General features: G+C 59.2%; 14 protein-coding genes and 2 tRNA genes. 9 read left to right on the forward strand and 7 right to left on the reverse strand.

Annotation, left to right across the window (positions count from 1 at the left end):
* The first annotated feature begins 118 nt into the window (after positions 1 to 118).
* Both LHU53_RS17295 and pbpG read left to right on the forward strand, forming a co-directional pair.
* Positions 119 to 1,648: a 2-isopropylmalate synthase gene (locus LHU53_RS17295; protein WP_227334041.1), complete on the forward strand. Its 1,530-nt coding sequence runs from the start codon at positions 119 to 121 to the stop codon at positions 1,646 to 1,648.
* Between the two features lie 103 nt (positions 1,649 to 1,751).
* On the forward strand, positions 1,752 to 2,834 hold the full coding sequence (pbpG, locus tag LHU53_RS17300) for a D-alanyl-D-alanine endopeptidase (protein WP_227334042.1): 1,083 nt from the start codon (positions 1,752 to 1,754) through the stop codon (positions 2,832 to 2,834).
* Between the two features lie 45 nt (positions 2,835 to 2,879).
* On the opposite strand, the gene LHU53_RS17305 is transcribed toward pbpG, so the two are convergent.
* From LHU53_RS17305 to aat, 3 genes are read right to left on the reverse strand one after another with little or no spacing between them, the layout of a single operon-like run.
* Complete coding sequence (locus LHU53_RS17305) at positions 2,880 to 3,659, reverse strand: IclR family transcriptional regulator (protein ID WP_227334043.1); 780 nt, start codon at positions 3,657 to 3,659, stop codon at positions 2,880 to 2,882.
* Between the two features lie 33 nt (positions 3,660 to 3,692).
* On the reverse strand, positions 3,693 to 4,436 hold the full coding sequence (locus tag LHU53_RS17310) for an arginyltransferase (protein ID WP_227334044.1): 744 nt from the start codon (positions 4,434 to 4,436) through the stop codon (positions 3,693 to 3,695).
* Complete coding sequence (gene aat, locus LHU53_RS17315) at positions 4,433 to 5,197, reverse strand: leucyl/phenylalanyl-tRNA--protein transferase (RefSeq protein WP_227334045.1); 765 nt, start codon at positions 5,195 to 5,197, stop codon at positions 4,433 to 4,435. Before aat ends, LHU53_RS17310 begins: the two co-directional genes overlap by 4 nt.
* A 121-nt stretch (positions 5,198 to 5,318) precedes the next feature.
* On the opposite strand from aat, the gene LHU53_RS17320 reads away from it, so the two are divergent.
* Positions 5,319 to 5,395 (forward strand) — tRNA-Pro (locus LHU53_RS17320).
* A 17-nt stretch (positions 5,396 to 5,412) separates the two neighbouring features.
* Positions 5,413 to 5,489, forward strand: a tRNA-Arg gene (locus LHU53_RS17325).
* A gap of 32 nt (positions 5,490 to 5,521) precedes the next feature.
* Here the strand turns inward: LHU53_RS17325 and LHU53_RS17330 are convergent.
* Positions 5,522 to 6,169, reverse strand: a complete 648-nt coding sequence (locus LHU53_RS17330; protein ID WP_227334108.1) for a GntR family transcriptional regulator — start codon at positions 6,167 to 6,169, stop codon at positions 5,522 to 5,524.
* A 140-nt stretch (positions 6,170 to 6,309) separates the two neighbouring features.
* Here LHU53_RS17330 and scpA point away from each other — a divergent pair, with 140 nt between their 5' ends.
* The 5 genes from scpA to LHU53_RS17355 all read left to right on the forward strand — a co-directional run bounded on the left by scpA (position 6,310) and on the right by LHU53_RS17355 (position 13,992).
* Entirely contained in the window at positions 6,310 to 8,466 is a 2,157-nt protein-coding gene (gene scpA, locus LHU53_RS17335; RefSeq protein WP_227334046.1) for a methylmalonyl-CoA mutase, read from the forward strand.
* 140 nt (positions 8,467 to 8,606) lie between these two features.
* Entirely contained in the window at positions 8,607 to 9,551 is a 945-nt protein-coding gene (gene meaB / locus LHU53_RS17340) for a methylmalonyl Co-A mutase-associated GTPase MeaB (RefSeq protein ID WP_370632341.1), read from the forward strand.
* A gap of 62 nt (positions 9,552 to 9,613) precedes the next feature.
* Positions 9,614 to 11,146, forward strand: coding sequence for an acyl-CoA carboxylase subunit beta (locus LHU53_RS17345; RefSeq protein ID WP_227334047.1), 1,533 nt, complete (start codon positions 9,614 to 9,616; stop codon positions 11,144 to 11,146).
* 233 nt (positions 11,147 to 11,379) lie between these two features.
* Complete coding sequence (locus tag LHU53_RS17350; RefSeq protein WP_227334048.1) at positions 11,380 to 13,428, forward strand: acetyl/propionyl/methylcrotonyl-CoA carboxylase subunit alpha; 2,049 nt, start codon at positions 11,380 to 11,382, stop codon at positions 13,426 to 13,428.
* Between the two features lie 81 nt (positions 13,429 to 13,509).
* Entirely contained in the window at positions 13,510 to 13,992 is a 483-nt protein-coding gene (locus tag LHU53_RS17355; protein ID WP_227334049.1) for a VOC family protein, read from the forward strand.
* Here the strand turns inward: LHU53_RS17355 and rsxB are convergent.
* The 3 genes from rsxB to LHU53_RS17370 all read right to left on the reverse strand — a co-directional run bounded on the left by rsxB (position 13,989) and on the right by LHU53_RS17370 (position 17,021).
* Complete coding sequence (rsxB, locus tag LHU53_RS17360) at positions 13,989 to 14,687, reverse strand: electron transport complex subunit RsxB (protein ID WP_227334050.1); 699 nt, start codon at positions 14,685 to 14,687, stop codon at positions 13,989 to 13,991. The two genes, LHU53_RS17355 and rsxB, sit on opposite strands and share 4 nt — an antisense overlap.
* A complete protein-coding gene (locus LHU53_RS17365) occupies positions 14,684 to 16,036 on the reverse strand; it encodes a polyhydroxyalkanoate depolymerase (RefSeq protein WP_227334051.1) in 1,353 nt (450 codons plus the stop codon). The genes rsxB and LHU53_RS17365 overlap by 4 nt, the downstream gene beginning before the upstream one ends.
* Before the next feature lie 163 nt (positions 16,037 to 16,199).
* Entirely contained in the window at positions 16,200 to 17,021 is an 822-nt protein-coding gene (locus LHU53_RS17370; protein ID WP_227334110.1) for a DUF2520 domain-containing protein, read from the reverse strand.
* Positions 17,022 to 17,142 lie beyond the last annotated feature (121 nt).

Consider the following 17,142-nt stretch of genomic DNA (forward strand, 5'->3'; position numbering starts at 1 on the left):
CCGCCAGCGGGTCTTGCACAACCTCGCCCAGCGTGCCAAGACCATGGGGATGCAACTCGTGGCTACTGAAAATCCCGTTTGAAAACACCATGCAAATCAATCAGTTGTGTGGTGTTTCTTGAGAGTGATTTTTGACACCACCTTGCGCGACGGCGAGCAGTCGCCGGGCGCCTCCATGACCCGTGACGAAAAGCTGCGCATTGCCCGTCAGCTTGAACGTCTGAAGGTGGATGTGATCGAAGCCGGGTTTGCCGCCAGTTCCAACGGCGACTTCGAGTGCATCAAGGCGATTGCCGAAGTGGTCAAGGATTCCACCGTCTGTTCACTGGCGCGCGCCAGCGACCGTGATATCTCGCGTGCTGCGGAGGCGCTCAAGCCCGCCAACTCGGGCCGGTTGCACCTGTTTTTGGCCACCAGCCCGCTGCACATGGAGAAGAAGTTGCGCATGACGCCGGACCAGGTGTTTGAGCAGTCCAAACTGGCCGTGCGGTTTGCCCGCAACCTGATGGGTGATATTGAGTTCAGCGCCGAGGACGCGTACCGTTCTGACCCGGACTTTTTGTGCCGGGTGTTTGAAGCCGTCATCAACGAAGGCGCCACCACCATCAACGTGCCCGACACCGTGGGTTATGCCATTCCTGAGCTGTACGGCAACTTCATCAAGGACTTGCGGGAACGCATCCCCAATAGTGATAAGGCCATCTGGTCGGTGCATTGCCACAATGATCTGGGCATGGCGGTGGCCAACTCGCTGGCCGGTGTGAAGATCGGCGGCGCGCGTCAGGTGGAATGCACCATCAATGGCTTGGGCGAACGTGCGGGTAACTGTTCGCTGGAAGAAATTGTCATGGCCGTCAAAACACGCAAGGACTATTTTGGTCTGGATGTCGGCATTGATACCAAACACATCGTGGCGGCAAGCCGGCTGGTCAGCCAGACCACCGGTTTTGTCGTGCAGCCCAACAAGGCCGTCGTCGGTGCGAATGCATTTGCCCATGCGTCCGGCATCCATCAGGACGGTGTGTTGAAAGCCCGCGATACCTATGAAATCATGCGTGCCGAAGACGTGGGCTGGACCACCAACAAGATCGTGATGGGCAAGTTGAGTGGGCGTAATGCGTTCAAACTCCGCTTGCAGGAACTGGGTGTGACGATGGACAGCGAGTCCGAGATCAACAACGCGTTCATCAAGTTCAAGGAACTGGCGGACCGAAAGAGTGAAATTTTTGACGAAGACATTCTGGCGCTGGTCAGCGAGGAAAACGTCGCCCAAAGCCATGACCGCCTCGGGTTTGTGTCACTCGCGCAGAGCAGTGAAACCGGTGAACGCCCGCACGCCAGCATCGTGATGACCATTGACGGCAAAGAATTTAAAGGTCAGTCGGATGGCAACGGGCCGGTCGATGCCTCGCTGAAAGCGATCGAGTCGCTGGTCAGCAGTGGTGCTGACATGGTGTTGTACTCGGTCAACGCCATCAGTGGGTCGACCGAGAGCCAGGGCGAGGTGACGGTGCGCCTGCAAAACAGTGGCCGGGTGGTCAATGGGGTGGGTGCCGACCCCGACATCGTGGTGGCCTCGGCTAAAGCCTACCTGAGTGCGCTCAACAAACTCAGCAGTCAAGCAGACCGGGTGGCGGCGCAAGGTTAAACAGACTTAAAAGGTTTAAGAAAGTCTCGCAAGTACTTGGTACTGCGAGACTTTTTCCGTTTAAACTTCCGCTTTCTGTTTCGCGCGGTCAGGAGCCTTCGTCATGACAAATTTTCTTCAGCTCACTTTGGGCAACCAGTCTCGCCGGGTGATTTGTCTATTGGGCCTTTTTGTCTCTCTGGCATTGGCGCCCTTGACTTTTTCTCAAGCTGCGACCAGCAAGGGCCGTGTTGCCAAGACCTATGTCGTCAAGGCGAAAACGGCCAAAGCCAAGAAAACAGTGGCGCAGACCAAGCGCCGGGCGGTCGTTGCATCGGCCCGTAAAAAAGCGCCACAACGCGCCCGAGTGGTGGTGGCCGCCAGACCGTCTTTTGGTCAGATGGCGGGTTTGCATGCCACATCGGATGTGCTTAACCTGAAATCAAGTGTGGCTCTGGTGGTTGACCAGCAGACCAACGAAGTGCTCTACAGCAAAAATGACAAAGCGGTCTTGCCCATTGCTTCACTGACCAAGTTGATGACGGGTCTGGTGATCAGCGAGTCGCGTCTTCCCATGGATGAGGTGATCAGTATCACCTCGGAAGATGTGGATACGGAAAAAGGCAGCAGTTCGCGCCTTCGCGTCGGAAGTTCGCTCACCCGAGGTGAACTGATGCACTTGGCTTTGATGTCGAGTGAAAACCGGGCAGCCCATGCGCTGGCCAGGACAGCACCGGGCGGCATGGCAACTTTTGTTGCGCAAATGAACGCCAAGGCGCGCGCGCTTGGCATGATCAACACGGTTTATGTGGAGCCCACCGGTTTGTCGAGCAGCAACCGCTCCAGTGCGCATGACCTGGTGAAACTGGTGGATGTCGCGCACCGGCATCCTTTGCTGCGTGACCTGTCAACATCACAAGGCTACGAGGTGGAAGTGGGCAATCGCATGCTTCAATTCAACAACACCAACCGGTTGGTCAAAAATCCCACCTGGGATATCGGGCTGCAAAAGACGGGCTACATCTCTGAGGCAGGACGTTGTCTGGTGATGCAGGCCAGCGTGGCCGGGCGCAAGTTGATCATGGTTTTTCTGGATTCCGCCGGCAAGTTGAGCCGCCTGGGTGATGCCGAGCGGGTTCGCCACTGGCTGGAGTCCACCGATCAAGCGGTTTCTGTCAAAGGTGTCACAGGCGTGCACGGCGGCTAGATCGGGCCCAATGGTCAACGGGCCCGCACACCCCAGGTGAGCGCCTTAAGGCGTTTGGTAGCCCAAATTCCTGGAGATATCGGCAGCGGTTGCCATCAGTTTCGACAACCACGCTTCATCCATCCGGCTGGCGGGGGCGGAAATGGACAAGCCCGCGACCAATTTTTTCTGATCGTCAAAGATGCCCGCGGCCATGCATCGCACACCCAGCTCAAGCTCTTCGTTGTCAGTGGCGTAGGTTTCCCGGCGGACCTTGCTCAATTCCTTTTCAAGTGTCGACAATTGCGTCAAACTGTTTTTGGTGTGGCCCGCCAGACCGGTTCGGGTGGCGTAGGCGCGGATTTTTTGTGGGTCATCCGATGCCAGAAAGAGCTTGCCCACGGATGTCAGGTGCAAGGGCGCCCGGCCACCAATCGCCCGTATGACCTGCATGCCGGAACGCTCGCTGTAGGCGCGCTCGACATACACGATTTCGTCGCCTTGGCGCATGCTCAAATTGACGGGTTGTTGTGTGATGCGATGCAACTCGCGCATGGGTTCCAGCGCCGCATCACGCACGTTGAGCCGGTTCTTGACCAGATTGCCCAGTTCCAGCAATCGCATGCCTAAGCGGTAATTGCCAGCTTGGGGACGATCGACAAAACGCCCGGTGGCGAGATCGTTGAGGATGCGATGGGCAGTTGATGCGTGTAACCCCGCCTTTTCGCTGATCTCCTTGAGTGACATGGCCTCTTCGCGCGACGCCAAAATATCAATCAATGTGAACATCCGTTCAATAACCTGAACGGTAGGTAATGAAACAACTCCCGGATCTGCCTCTCGCATACAACCCCCAACAAATTATCGGCAGATTTTACCTTATGAAATTCTGGGCATGGGTTGCCAGGTGCCGTTCAACATGAGTTCATACGGTTTGAAGTGGGATTTGTAGGCCATTTTTTGACAACCTTCAATCCAGTAACCCAGATACAGATAGCGCAAGTTCATGGCCTGCGCTTGTTGGATTTGCCAAAGCACATTGAAGGTGCCCAGATTCTGACCCGGTTCCGGTGTGTAAAAGGTGTAGACCGCTGACAAGCCATCGTGCAGTTGGTCGATGATGGACACCATCTTCAGCTCTCCGGGTTGTTGCTGGGTGGATGGCTCACGAAACTCCACCATCCAAGAGCGCACTTTGCTGCGCACCAGAAAGTCTGTGTACTGGGTTTCGTCATCAATGTCCATGCCGCCACCGGGATGGCGGGACTTTTGATAGCGTTTGTAAAGATCGTAGTGTTCGCTGGAAAAAGTGGGTTCGATCACACGGCACACCAGCGAGGCGTGCTGCTTCCAGGCGCGTTTCTGGCTTCGATTGGGCTGGAAGTTTGCCACTGGCAGTCGAATGGACAGGCAGGCGCTGCAACTGTCACACTGGGGGCGATAGACAAAGGAACCACTGCGTCTGAAGCCATGCCGGATCAGTACGTCATAGTTCACGGCGTCGATAGCTTCACTGGGCGCAGCCACCTGTGATCGGGCCATTTGCCCATTCAGGTAACTGCAAGGGTAGGCTGCGGTCGTGTAGTACTGAATGTCTGTGACAAATCGCTGTGAATGGTTCACGTTGTGGCAGAGGTGGAAGCCAGAAGACCGGTCCAGTATACGGGCGAGAATCGCCACACCGGCGATGGCATGGACTGTGCACGCGCCACACGGTCAACAAAGACCGATCTTGGAATTTCTGCGGCACCCATCGAGGCCAGATGGGGTGTATTTTGTTGACAGTCGATATGCTGCACACCCAAGCTGCGGCACATGGCCACAAGTGCTGCCAGTGCAATTTTTGAGGCATCGGTCGCGCGGTGAAACATCGACTCGCCAAAAACGGCGCGCCCCAAGGCGACAAAATACAAGCCGCCCACCAGTTCGCCGTCCACCCAGGTCTCGACACTGTGTGCCAACCCGGCCTGATGCAGGCGGATGTAGGCCTGCACCATGGCTGGCACGATCCATGTACCCGACTGACCAGATCGATCACTGGCTGCACAAGCTTGGATAACCGCATCAAACGCCGAGTCGACCCTGATTTCGGCGGTGGATGATCGGGCAAATTGCCTGATCCGCTTTTTCAGCGAAGGATGCAATTTGAAGTCAGCCACATCCAGCACCATTCTTGGCGCGGGGCTCCACCACAACACAGGTTGACCCTGGCTGAACCATGGAAAGATACCCGATCCGTAGGCGCGCCGTAGCGTGGCGACGGACAAATCGCCACCGGCGCACAACAAGCCGGGCGCATCAGAGTGGCTTCCCCAAGTGAGATCGACACTGGGGAACGGATCGCCTGGCTCCAGCCATGGCAACGTCGGGTGATCAATACTCATCGGGTGGCAGGTCCACAGGCCGCGTGCGAGCGGTAATAAATTGGCGCAAACAAAAAGAGATGTTTCGTGTCAGGGGTCATTGAGGGAAAAACCAGGCCGCGACACATTACAATAGTGAAGTCGGGGCGTAGCGCAGCCTGGTAGCGCATCTGGTTTGGGACCAGAGGGTCGAAGGTTCGAATCCTTTCGCCCCGACCATTCAATTCTCGTGATCTCTGCCCGTAGCTCAGTTGGATAGAGCAACAGCCTTCTAAGCTGTGGGTCGGGGGTTCGATCCCCTCCGGGCAGGCCATCAACGCAGTTGCCCTCGCCATTTCCAACACATCAGTTTGCGGCTTCCAAGCCGTTTTTGAAATGCGCCATCATGCGTTGGCGGCATTCATCGGCGTCCCGCGCCTGCAAAGCTGCCATCAAAGCTCGGTGTTCGTTCAGTGACTCTGCCACGCGGCCAGACTTCAATAACGAGTTGTGTCGATTGAGTTTCATCACCTTGCGCAAGTCGGCCACCATCTGGTTGCGCCAGCGGTTGTCGGCAATGTCCAGCAGCAGCATATGAAACTGCTCGTTGGCAATGAAAAACTGCTCGAGATTGACATGCTCGGGCTGCGCTGACTGTTCCAGTGCATCATGCAAGACTTGCAATTTTTGCAGTTGGGCGTCTGTTGCGCTTTGCGCCACCACGGCGGCGGCGTCGGATTCGAGCAGGCCGAGCAGGTGGTAAACGTCTTTCAGGTCGCGGTCCGATACTTCGGTCACATAGGCGCCACGGCGAACCTTCATGGTGACCAAGCCTTCCGCAGCCAACACTTTCAAGGCTTCACGCAGCGGCGTGCGGCTGATGCCGTAAGCCTCGGCAATTTTGAGCTCGTCAATCCAACTGCCGGGTTCCAGCTCATGACTGAAAATACGTTGCCGCAATAATTCAGCCACTTCTTCATAAAGTGCCCGGGGAGCTAAGGAGTGTGCGGCCATCGCTGAAATTGTAAGGTGGGCGGAATTTTTTGTATCAATAATTATAAATAACGTAAACTCCATAGGCTGTATCCCACCCCGCCATTGCAGGTTTTGTGGTGTCGGGGTACTGTTTGAACCTCCGATTGGAGTCTCCTGAAATGACACAAAAAGCCCCCGAATTCCAAACCGCTGACCTCCAGGCCTGGGCCAAGGCCGCCGCCAAGTCAGCACCCCATGGCGATGTGGATGCACTGAACTGGGTCACGCCTGATGGCATCAGCGTCAAGCCGTTGTACACCGCGGAAGACACCCAAGCGCTGCCCTATAGCAACACCTTGCCTGGCTTTGAGCCTTATGTGCGGGGTCCGCAAGCCACGATGTACGCAGTGCGCCCTTGGACTATTCGTCAGTACGCAGGTTTTTCCACCGCTGAAGAATCGAATGCTTTTTACCGCAAGGCCTTGGCTGCTGGCGGTCAGGGTGTCAGTGTGGCGTTCGATCTGGCCACCCACCGCGGTTACGACTCCGATCACCCACGCGTGACCGGCGATGTCGGCAAGGCCGGCGTGGCCATCGATTCAGTGGAAGACATGAAGATTTTGTTCAACGAGATACCGTTGGACAAGGTGAGCGTGTCCATGACCATGAACGGCGCGGTGTTGCCGGTGTTGGCGGGTTATGTGGTGGCGGCGGAAGAGCAGGGCGTGAGTCAGGACAAGTTGAGCGGAACGATTCAGAACGACATTCTGAAAGAGTTCATGGTGCGCAACACCTACATCTACCCGCCCGAGCCGTCGATGAAAATCATTGGCGACATCATCGAGTACACGGCCAAAAACATGCCGAAGTTCAACTCGATCAGCATCAGCGGTTACCACATGCAGGAGGCTGGCGCGAATCAGGCGCTGGAACTCGCCTTCACCCTGGCGGACGGCAAGGAATACGTCAAAACCGCCATTGCCAAGGGCATGGACGTGGACGATTTTGCCGGCCGCCTGAGCTTCTTCTGGGCGGTGGGTATGAACTTCTACCTGGAGGTGGCCAAGATGCGTGCGGCGCGCCTGTTGTGGTGTCGCATCATGAAGGGCTTCGATGCCAAAAAACCCAAGAGCCTGATGCTGCGCACCCACAGCCAGACCAGCGGCTGGAGCTTGACCGAACAAGACCCCTACAACAATGTGGTGCGCACCACCATCGAGGCCATGGCTGCGGTGTTTGGCGGCACACAAAGCCTGCACACCAACTCGTTTGACGAAGCCATCGCCTTGCCGACCGAGTTTTCCAGCCGGATTGCGCGCAACACCCAACTGATCATCCAGGAAGAAACCCACATCACCAGCGTGATCGACCCCTGGGCGGGCAGCTACATGATGGAAAAGCTCACGCAAGACATGGCGGACGCCGCCTGGGCCATCATCGAAGAAGTTGAAGCGATGGGTGGCATGACCAAGGCCGTGGATTCGGGCTGGGCCAAGCTCAAGATCGAAGCCGCGGCTGCGCAAAAACAAGCGCGCATCGACAGTGGCAAAGACGTCATCGTTGGCGTCAACAAATACAAGCTCAAGACCGAAGACGCCATTGAAGCGCGCGACATTGACAACGTGGCGGTGCGTGATTCACAAATCGCCCGGCTCAACGCCATCAAGCAAAGACGTGATGCCGCACATGTGCAGCAAGCGCTGGCAGCGATCGAGAGCGCCGCAGCCAGCGGCCAGGGTAACCTGCTGGAGCTGACCATCAACGCCATGCGCGCCCGCGCCACCGTGGGGGAGGTCAGCGACGCCATGGAAAAATCGTTCGGGCGCCACCGCGCCGATACACAAAAGGTGACCGGTGTGTACGCAGCCGCTTATGACAGCGCCGAAGGTTGGGACAAACTCAAAGCCGAAATCGCTGACTTCGCCACCGCCCAAGGTCGCCGCCCGCGGGTGATGATTGCCAAACTGGGTCAGGATGGCCATGACCGGGGTGCCAAGGTGGTCTCCACCGCGTTTGCCGACCTCGGCTTTGACGTGGACATTGGCCCCCTGTTTCAGACGCCCGAAGAATGTGCCCGCCAGGCCATCGAAAACGATGTGCACGCGGTTGGTGTTTCGACGCTGGCTGCTGGTCACAAGACGCTGGTGCCCGCCATCATTGCCGAGCTGAAAAAGCAGGGTGCGGATGACATCGTGGTGTTTGTTGGCGGCGTGATCCCGCGTCAGGACTATGACGTGTTGTATGAAGCGGGTGTCAAGGGCATCTACGGCCCGGGCACACCGATTCCGGCCAGCGCCAAGGACGTGCTCGAGCAAATCAAAAAGGCCTTGGGCTAAAGCGGCCGGTACTGACCCACATCCCCGCCTTCAAGATGCTTGAGACCCATCGACCGGACCCGGTAAGACCGTCACTTGTCCCTTCAAACGCCTGGCTGCAGGACATTCTGCAGGGTGAGGCACCACGCCAGCGCCGTGCCATGGCCAAGGCCATCACCCTGCTGGAGTCCACCCGCAGTGACCACCGGGCACAGGCCGATGCGTTGCTGACGGCCCTGCTGCCGCACACCGGCCAATCGTTTCGGCTGGGCATCAGCGGTGTGCCGGGGGTGGGTAAATCCACCTTCATCGAAGCGCTGGGTTTGTACCTAATCAGCCAGGGCCACCGGGTGGCGGTGCTGGCGGTGGACCCGTCCAGCAGCGTCTCGGGCGGCTCGATTCTGGGTGACAAGACCCGCATGGAACACCTGTCCGTCCACCCGCAAGCCTACATCCGACCCAGTCCCAGCAGCGGCACGCTGGGTGGTGTGGCCGAAAAAACCCGCGAAGCCATGCTGGTCTGCGAGGCTGCCGGTTACGACGTGGTGATTGTGGAAACCGTGGGCGTCGGGCAATCCGAGACCACCGTGGCCAACATGACCGATATGTTTGTGCTGCTGCAATTGCCCAACGCGGGTGACGATCTGCAGGCCATCAAAAAAGGTGTGATGGAACTCGCCGACCTGGTGGTCATCAACAAGGCGGATCTGGATGCCAACGCCGCCACCCGCGCGCAGGCGCAGATCACCTCCAGCCTGCGCCTGCTCGGCCTGCATGGCAACCCCGACAACGCTCACCACAACGAAGCCGTCTGGCACCCCCAGGTGATCCAGCTCAGCGCCTTGCAGGGCACTGGCGTGGCGGCGTTCTGGACCAAGGTGCATGACTTCCAAACCTTGCAACTGGCCAACGGCAAGCAGGGCGCCCGCCGGCAAAGCCAAGCGCTGGCCTGGATGTGGGAGCGTATTGACGCGGGTCTGAAACAAGCGTTCAGGCAGCATCCGGCGGTTCAAGCGCTGTTGCCCAAGCTCACGCAAGAGGTGCTTGAGGGCCGCATGGCGGCCTCGACAGCGGCGCGCAACATGCTGGCAGCCCAGGGGCTGTGACGACCGGCAGCTTTCAAAATCATTGTTTTCCTTGACTTTTCCTGACCTCCGAGACTTCAACCATGCACGACATCATTCAACTTCTTGACAAAAAGCGCGAACTCGCCCGCCTTGGTGGCGGCCAAAAGCGTATCGATGCCCAGCACAAAAAGGGCAAGCTCACCGCCCGCGAGCGCATCGAGATGCTGCTCGATGAAGGCACGTTCGAAGAATGGGACATGTTTGTCGAGCACCGTTGTATCGACTTCGGGATGGAAGACAACAAGATTCCCGGTGACGGTGTGGTCACTGGTTACGGCATGATCAGCGGGCGCCTGGTGTTTGTGTTCAGTCAGGACTTCACCGTGTTTGGCGGCGCGTTGTCGGAGGCCCACGCTGAAAAAATTTGCAAGATCATGGACCAGGCGATGAAGGTGGGTGCGCCTGTCATCGGTTTGAACGACTCGGGTGGCGCGCGCATTCAGGAGGGTGTGGCGTCCCTGGGCGGTTATGCCGATGTGTTCCAGCGCAATGTGATGGCCAGCGGCGTGATTCCGCAAATCAGCATGATCATGGGCCCGTGCGCGGGTGGTGCGGTGTATTCCCCGGCCATGACCGATTTCATCTTCATGGTGAAAGATTCGAGCTACATGTTTGTGACCGGCCCCGAAGTGGTCAAAACCGTCACGCACGAAGACGTGACCGCGGAAGAGCTGGGCGGCGCCATCAGCCACTCCACCAAGAGCGGCGTGGCCGACATGGCTTTCGAGAACGATGTGGAAGCGCTGCTGATGTTGCGCCGCCTGTACAACTACCTACCGCTCAACAACCGCGAGAAGCCGCCGGTGCGTAAGAGCGGCGACCCGGCTGACCGGCAAGACTTCAGTCTGGACACGCTGGTGCCTGACAACCCCAACAAGGCCTACGACATGAAAGAGCTGATCACCAAGACGGTGGATGACGGCGATTTCTTTGAGCTGCAGCCCGAATACGCCAAAAACATCATCATCGGTTTTGGCCGCATGGAAGGTCAGACGGTCGGTTTTGTGGCCAACCAGCCGCTGGTGCTGGCCGGTTGCCTGGACATCAAGAGTGCCATCAAGGCGGCGCGTTTTGTGCGTTTCTGCGACGCCTTCAACATCCCGGTGATCACTTTTGTGGACGTGCCCGGCTTCATGCCCGGCACCGCGCAAGAGTACGGCGGCATCATCAAACACGGCGCCAAGCTGCTGTATGCCTACGCCGAGTGCACCGTACCCAAGATCACCCTCATCACCCGCAAGGCTTACGGCGGTGCGTATGACGTGATGAGCTCCAAACACCTGCGTGGCGACGTCAATTTGGCCTGGCCCAATGCTGAAATTGCGGTGATGGGTGCCAAGGGCGCGGTGGAAATCATCTTCCGCGAAGACAAGGGCGACCCAGAAAAGCTGGCCGCCAGAGAGGCCGAATACAAAAAACGCTTTGCCAACCCGTTTGTGGCGGGTGCCCGCGGCTTCATTGACGACGTGATCCAGCCGCACGAAACCCGCAAGCGCATTTGCCGCAGTCTGGTCATGCTGCGCGAGAAAAAAATCGAGAACCCTTGGCGCAAACACGGCAATATTCCGCTGTAATTTTTGTGATGTGCACGCCGAATCGCTTTGATTTCGCTGGCGCGGGCTGTCCGGGCGCTTTGCTCCGTGTCCCCCGCGCTGCGCGCTCCTCCTTGACCTGCGCAAAACGCCCAGACAGCCCACGCCTGCTGGGCAGCAGGTATTCGAGCGTGGGGTCCGCAGGCCGCCGTACCTGATACCCATATTTGCTGACCAAAAATCATATTTGCAGACTGAAAATCGCTAGGAAAACCATGTTTACCAAAATTCTGATCGCCAACCGCGGTGAAATCGCCTGCCGCGTCATCCTCACTGCCCGCAAGATGGGCATCAAGACGGTGGCTGTTTATTCTGAAGCTGACCGCGACGCGCGCCATGTTGAATTGGCCGACGAGTCGGTGCTGATTGGCCCGGCACCCAGCCGCGACAGCTACCTGGTGGTCGACAAGATCATTGCCGCCTGCAAACAGACGGGGGCACAGGCCGTGCACCCGGGCTACGGCTTTCTGAGCGAAAACGCCGCTTTTGCCAAACGTATTGAAGAAGAGGGCATTGTTTTCATCGGCCCCAAACACCACTCGATTGCTGCCATGGGTGACAAGATCGAGTCCAAAAAACTCGCGGGCCTCGCCGGTGTGAACTGCATCCCCGGCGTGAACGACGCCATCGACACCGCCGAGCAAGCGGTCGAAATCGCCAAAAGCATTGGTTACCCGGTCATGATCAAGGCCAGCGCCGGTGGCGGTGGCAAGGGGCTGCGGGTGGCGTTCAACGACAAGGAAGCGTTTGAAGGCTTCACCAGCTGCAAGAACGAAGCACGCAACAGCTTTGGTGACGACCGCGTGTTCATCGAAAAATTTGTCGAAGAACCCCGCCACATCGAAATCCAGTTGATTGGCGACAGCCAGGGCAATGTGGTGTACCTCAACGAGCGTGAATGCTCCATCCAGCGCCGTCACCAGAAGGTGATTGAAGAGGCGCCCAGCCCCTTCATTTCTGATGCCACCCGCAAAGCCATGGGTGAGCAGGCCGTGGCACTGGCCAAGGCGGTCAAGTACCAGAGCGCCGGCACGGTCGAATTTGTTGTGGGCAAAGACCAGTCGTTCTACTTCCTGGAGATGAACACCCGTCTGCAGGTGGAGCACCCGGTGACCGAGTGCATCACCGGGCTGGACCTGGTGGAGCTGATGATCCGCGTGGCCGCGGGCGAGCCGCTGCCCTTGACCCAAGCCGACGTCAAGCGCGACGGCTGGGCCATGGAGTGCCGCATCAACGCGGAAGACCCGTTCCGCAACTTTTTGCCCTCCACCGGCCGCCTGGTCAAGTTCCAGCCACCGCAAGAAACCATGTTTGCCTCTGACGTGTCGAAGTGGCACGGCGTGCGGGTGGACACCGGTGTGCAGGACGGCGGCGAAATCCCGATGTATTACGACTCGATGATCGCCAAGCTCATCGTGCATGGCAAAGACCGCCTGGAAGCCATTGCCAAGATGCGTGAAGCGCTCAATGGCTTTGTGATCCGCGGCGTGTCGAGCAACATCCCGTTCCAGGCCGCGCTGCTGGCGCACCCGAAATTTGTCGCTGGTGATTTCAACACGGGCTTCATCGCTGAAAACTACGGCAAAGGTTTCCGCGCCGAAGACGTGCCGCACACCGATGTGGAGTTTCTGGTGGCGCTGGCCGCGTTTGTCAACCGCCGTTACCTGAGCCGCTCCAAAGCCATCAGTGGTCAGCTCGAAGGCCACGAACTGCGTATTGGCAACGACTTTGTAGCGGTGACGATCGGCCAGCAAGGCAACGGCACCTCCTACCCCGTGCACTTTGCCGAGTTCAACGACAAAACCCGCTCGGGCCGCATGATTGTGGGCGACAACAGCTACGAAATTCACAGTGAAACCAAGTTTGGCCAGGTGCGCATGGTGGGCACCTGCAACGGTGAGCATTTCACCGCCCAAGTGGAGCGTGGCACACCGAAAAAACCACTGGCCATTCGCGTCATCCACAACGGCACCCAGCTGGACATGATGGTGCTGCTGCCGCGCGCTGCCGAACTGCACGCGCTGATGCCTTACAAAGCCCCGCCGGACATGAGCCGTTATGTGTTGTCACCGATGCCGGGCCTGTTGGTCGAGGTGGCGGTGCAGCCCGGCCAAAAAGTGGTGGCGGGTGAACGTGTGGCGGTGATCGAAGCCATGAAGATGGAAAATGTGCTGTTCGCCACGGCCGATGGCGTGGTGGGCAAAGTGCTGGCCAACAAGGGTGAAAGCCTGGCGGTGGACCAGCCCATTGTCGAGTTTGTTTAAAAGAAGCCAGGTTGCCAGCCGTTATCCATCCAGGGCTGGCAGCTCTAACTTTGATATCACGTCATTTGGAAAGAGGTCACCATGAGCGACACCCTTCGCCCCTTCAAAGTGCTGGGCATCCAGCAGATCGCCATTGGCGCCACCAGCAAGCAGCGCCTGCAAACACTGTGGGTGGACATGCTCGGGCTGGAGCTGACCGGCACCTTCAAAAGCGAGCGTGAAAACGTCGACGAAGACATTTGCGCCATGGGCAAGGGCCCGTTCAAGGTCGAGGTGGACCTGATGCAACCGGTGGACATCGATAAAAAGCCCGCGGTGCACGCCACGCCGCTGAACCACGTGGGCATCTGGATCGACGACCTGCCCAAGGCCGTGGAATGGCTCACTGCCCAAGGTGTGCGGTTTGCACCCGGTGGCATCCGCAAGGGCGCGGCCGGGTTTGACATCTGCTTTTTGCACCCCAAGGGCAATGAAGAGTTCCCGATCAGCGGTGAAGGTGTGCTGATCGAGATGGTGCAGGCGCCCCCGGAAGTGATCGAGGCGTTTGCCAAGCTGGCGGGTTAAGGCAGGGATGCCGGGTTAAGCCCGGCGTCCATGTCTGCGGCTTGGTGGGTGCGTTTGGCCCGGGCGCGGGCCAACGCGGCTTCAATCACGGCGCGCTTTTTGTCCAGCACACCGGCATCGGTGTGTTGGGTGTGATGGGCCAGGTCAGCCGGTTCGACCGGTGCCTTGGTCTCCAGTTTGGTGTTGTTTTCCTGTTCGTTCCGTTGGACCCGGTTGTTATGAAAAGCATAACGATCACGGGCTTGGTCGGCAGCGGCGGCTGACCAGGCGGCCCAGCCGGTGGCGGTGCCGGTTGCGTTTTCCACTTGGATACAGTCCACCGGGCACACCGGCAAACACAAGGCGCAGCCGGTGCAGTAGGTCTCCAACACCGTGTGCATCAGCTTGTTGGCGCCCACGATGGCGTCCACCGGGCAGGCCTTGATGCAGAGCGTGCAACCAATACACCAGTCCTCGTCGATCCACATCATGCTGCGCGGCGCCTCCAGACCGTTGTCCGGGTTGAGCGGCTTCACGCTTTGGCCCGTGAGGGCTGCCAGCCGCCTGACACCTTCCGCGCCACCGGGCGGGCACTGGTTGATGTCGGCGTCACCTTGTGTGATGGCGTGCGCGTAGGCAGCGCAGTCTGGGTAACCGCAGCGGGTGCATTGCGTGTGCGGCAGCGCCGCCAGCAGTCGCTCGGCCAGACCGGTCATGTGGTGCGCAGCGCGGCCTTTTTGCGGGGAGCCGGTTTGGCCGAAGCTGGGCTGGGCAGCGGGGCCGGTGTGCTCGCCACGGACTGCGGCTGGTAACGCAGGATGAACGCCTTCACCTTCGGGTACACCATCTCGCGCCAGCGGCGCCCGGCAAAAATGCCGTAGTGGCCGGCACCTTCCACCTCAAAATGCGCCTGCATGGTTTTGGGGACGCCGCCACAGATGCTGTGTACCGCCTCGGTCTGGCCCGAGCCGGAAATGTCGTCCAGCTCACCTTCCACGCTCAACAGCGCAGTGGTCTTGATGTCGTTGGGGTTCACATGCTCAATCTGGCCGTCCACACCGCGCACGTCCCAGGTGCCGTTGACCAGCTTGAAGTCCTGGAACACGGTCTGGATGGTTTGCAAGTAGTAGTTGGCATCCATGTCCAGCACGGCGTTGTATTCGTCGTAAAACTGGCGGTGGCTTTGGGCGCTGGAGCGGTCACCCTTGATCAGGTCCTGGAAATAGTCGTAATGGCTACGGGCGTGGTTGCTCGGGTTCATGGCGACAAAGCCTGAGTGCTGCAAAAAACCCGGGTACACCTTGCGCCCGGCACCGGGGAAACGTGTGGGCACGCGGTAGATCACGTGGCGCTCAAACCAGTCCAGTTTCTTGTTCATGGCCAAGTTGTTGACTTTGGTGGGTGACTTGCGGGCGTCAATCGGGCCGCCCATCATCACCATGCTCAACGGGGTCAACTCGCCCCGGCTGGCCATCAGCGACACGGCCGCCAGCACCGGCACGGTGGGTTGGCAAACACTCATCACATGGCAGTTGCCATAGAGCTTTTGCACATGGCGGATGAATTCCTGCACATAGTTGACGTAGTCATCCAGGTGGAAGTCGCCTTCACTCAAGGGCACCAGGCGGGCATTGGTCCAGTCGGTGATGTAGACCTTGTGGTCCTTGAGCATGGTGCGCACGGTGTCGCGCAACAACGTGGCGTAGTGGCCCGAGAGGGGCGCCACGATCAGCACGGCGGGCTGGTCTTTCAGCTTGGACAGCGTGGCCTGGTCGTCGGTGTAACGCTTGAAGCGGCGCAGCTCGCAAAAGGGCTTTTTCAGCTCCACCCGTTCATGGATGGCCACATCCACCCCGTCCACATCGGCGGTGCGCAGGCCGAACTCCGGCTTTTCATAGTCTTTACCCAGGCGGTGCAGCAGGTCATAACCCGCCGAAATACGCTGTGACAACGGGTGCTGGCCCCAAATGGACTGTGGGTTGGCATACAGCTTGGCAGCCGAGGCGGCCAAATCGGTCAGCGGCTCCATCAGCGAGCGCTGGGTTTCATAAAATTTATAGAGCACGGGAGAGCCTTTGGATGGAAGAAATGTTGCAGTGCAATATAGCAGGAGTGGGCGAAAAAAACATCAGTTGTTACGCTGGCATGACAAAGAAAACCAGCGTCCCGTTAGTCATGGCGGACCCGAGGCGCCTACCACGCGCTTGATCCGGGGCCATCCATGCTGGTCATCCATGGGTGGGCAACCTTTGAGCGCTGGCGGCAGGCTGCGGGTGCGCCAGCGCGCTGGCAAGTTGGCTCAAGGCGGCGTAGGCAGCACCGGCCTCAGGGCACCAGTGGGCAACGGCCTGCGCCTGACGGGCCACCAGGGCCACGTCGCCCCGTGCTGCCGGGCCGGTGAGCGCAGCCTGCGGGCCCAGCGCCACGATGTTGTTCACCGCGTTGTGCAGCAAGGTGGTGCGCAGCTGCTGCGCCAGATCTTCGGGCATGCCGCTGCGCTGCCACAAACGCTCGGCCAGGTCTTGCAGCACCGGCAAAAAGTTGGTGGCAAACACCGCACCGGCGTGGTAGAGCAGTTTGTCTTGCGCGGCCAGGGTGAAGCACCGGCCACCGATGCGGCTGAAAGCGGCGCCCAGTTCCGACAAGGCTGCGGTATCACCTTCGAGCGCGCAGGGCGTGCCGGCAAATTGCCCTGCGGCCAACGCCGGGCTGGCAAAACTCAGCAGTGGGTGCGCGCTGGCCACCTGCCAGCCCGCGTCGCGTAGCGGCCCCAGCGCGTCAGAGCCCAAGGCGCCGCTGCAATGGAACGCCAAAGGATGACGCTGGCCCGCGATGGCATGGGCGGCCAAACTGGCGGCCAGCGCTGCCAGTTGACTGTCGGGCACCGACAGCATCCACACATCGGCGTCTGGCAGCTTGGGGTGCTGCGGCGCGGCAGTGCCAGGCAGACCGGCCCCGATGAAGGCCGCCGCGGCCCGCGCGCTGGCGTCAGAGCGCGCCACCACCGCCTGGATGCTGAACACACCCGCCTCGTGAAACAGCCGCCCCAGCGTCTGGCCGACCCGACCCGCACCCAGAATGTTGAGCGTTTTGATGCTGACCTCGTCGACTATCAGGTGTAAAAAAATAGCTGCCGGCCCTTACTGCATAAGGGTTGGACAGCTATTTGGT

Source organism: Rhodoferax sp. U2-2l, assembly GCF_020594515.1.
In the GTDB taxonomy this organism is placed as follows: Bacteria; Pseudomonadota; Gammaproteobacteria; order Burkholderiales; family Burkholderiaceae_C; genus Rhodoferax.

What these genes read in the sequence shown, in the direction of transcription:
- pbpG (WP_227334042.1), top strand. Translation starts at nt 1,752, where the DNA reads ATGACAAATTTTCTTCAGCTCACTTTGGGCAACCAGTCTCGCCGGGTG.
- LHU53_RS17305 (WP_227334043.1), bottom strand. Translation starts at nt 3,659, where the DNA reads ATGCGAGAGGCAGATCCGGGAGTTGTTTCATTACCTACCGTTCAGGTT.
- aat (WP_227334045.1), bottom strand. Translation starts at nt 5,197, where the DNA reads ATGAGTATTGATCACCCGACGTTGCCATGGCTGGAGCCAGGCGATCCG.
- LHU53_RS17330 (WP_227334108.1), bottom strand. Translation starts at nt 6,169, where the DNA reads ATGGCCGCACACTCCTTAGCTCCCCGGGCACTTTATGAAGAAGTGGCT.
- scpA (WP_227334046.1), top strand. Translation starts at nt 6,310, where the DNA reads ATGACACAAAAAGCCCCCGAATTCCAAACCGCTGACCTCCAGGCCTGG.
- meaB (WP_370632341.1), top strand. Translation starts at nt 8,607, where the DNA reads ATGGCCAAGGCCATCACCCTGCTGGAGTCCACCCGCAGTGACCACCGG.
- LHU53_RS17345 (WP_227334047.1), top strand. Translation starts at nt 9,614, where the DNA reads ATGCACGACATCATTCAACTTCTTGACAAAAAGCGCGAACTCGCCCGC.
- LHU53_RS17350 (WP_227334048.1), top strand. Translation starts at nt 11,380, where the DNA reads ATGTTTACCAAAATTCTGATCGCCAACCGCGGTGAAATCGCCTGCCGC.
- LHU53_RS17355 (WP_227334049.1), top strand. Translation starts at nt 13,510, where the DNA reads ATGAGCGACACCCTTCGCCCCTTCAAAGTGCTGGGCATCCAGCAGATC.
- rsxB (WP_227334050.1), bottom strand. Translation starts at nt 14,687, where the DNA reads ATGACCGGTCTGGCCGAGCGACTGCTGGCGGCGCTGCCGCACACGCAA.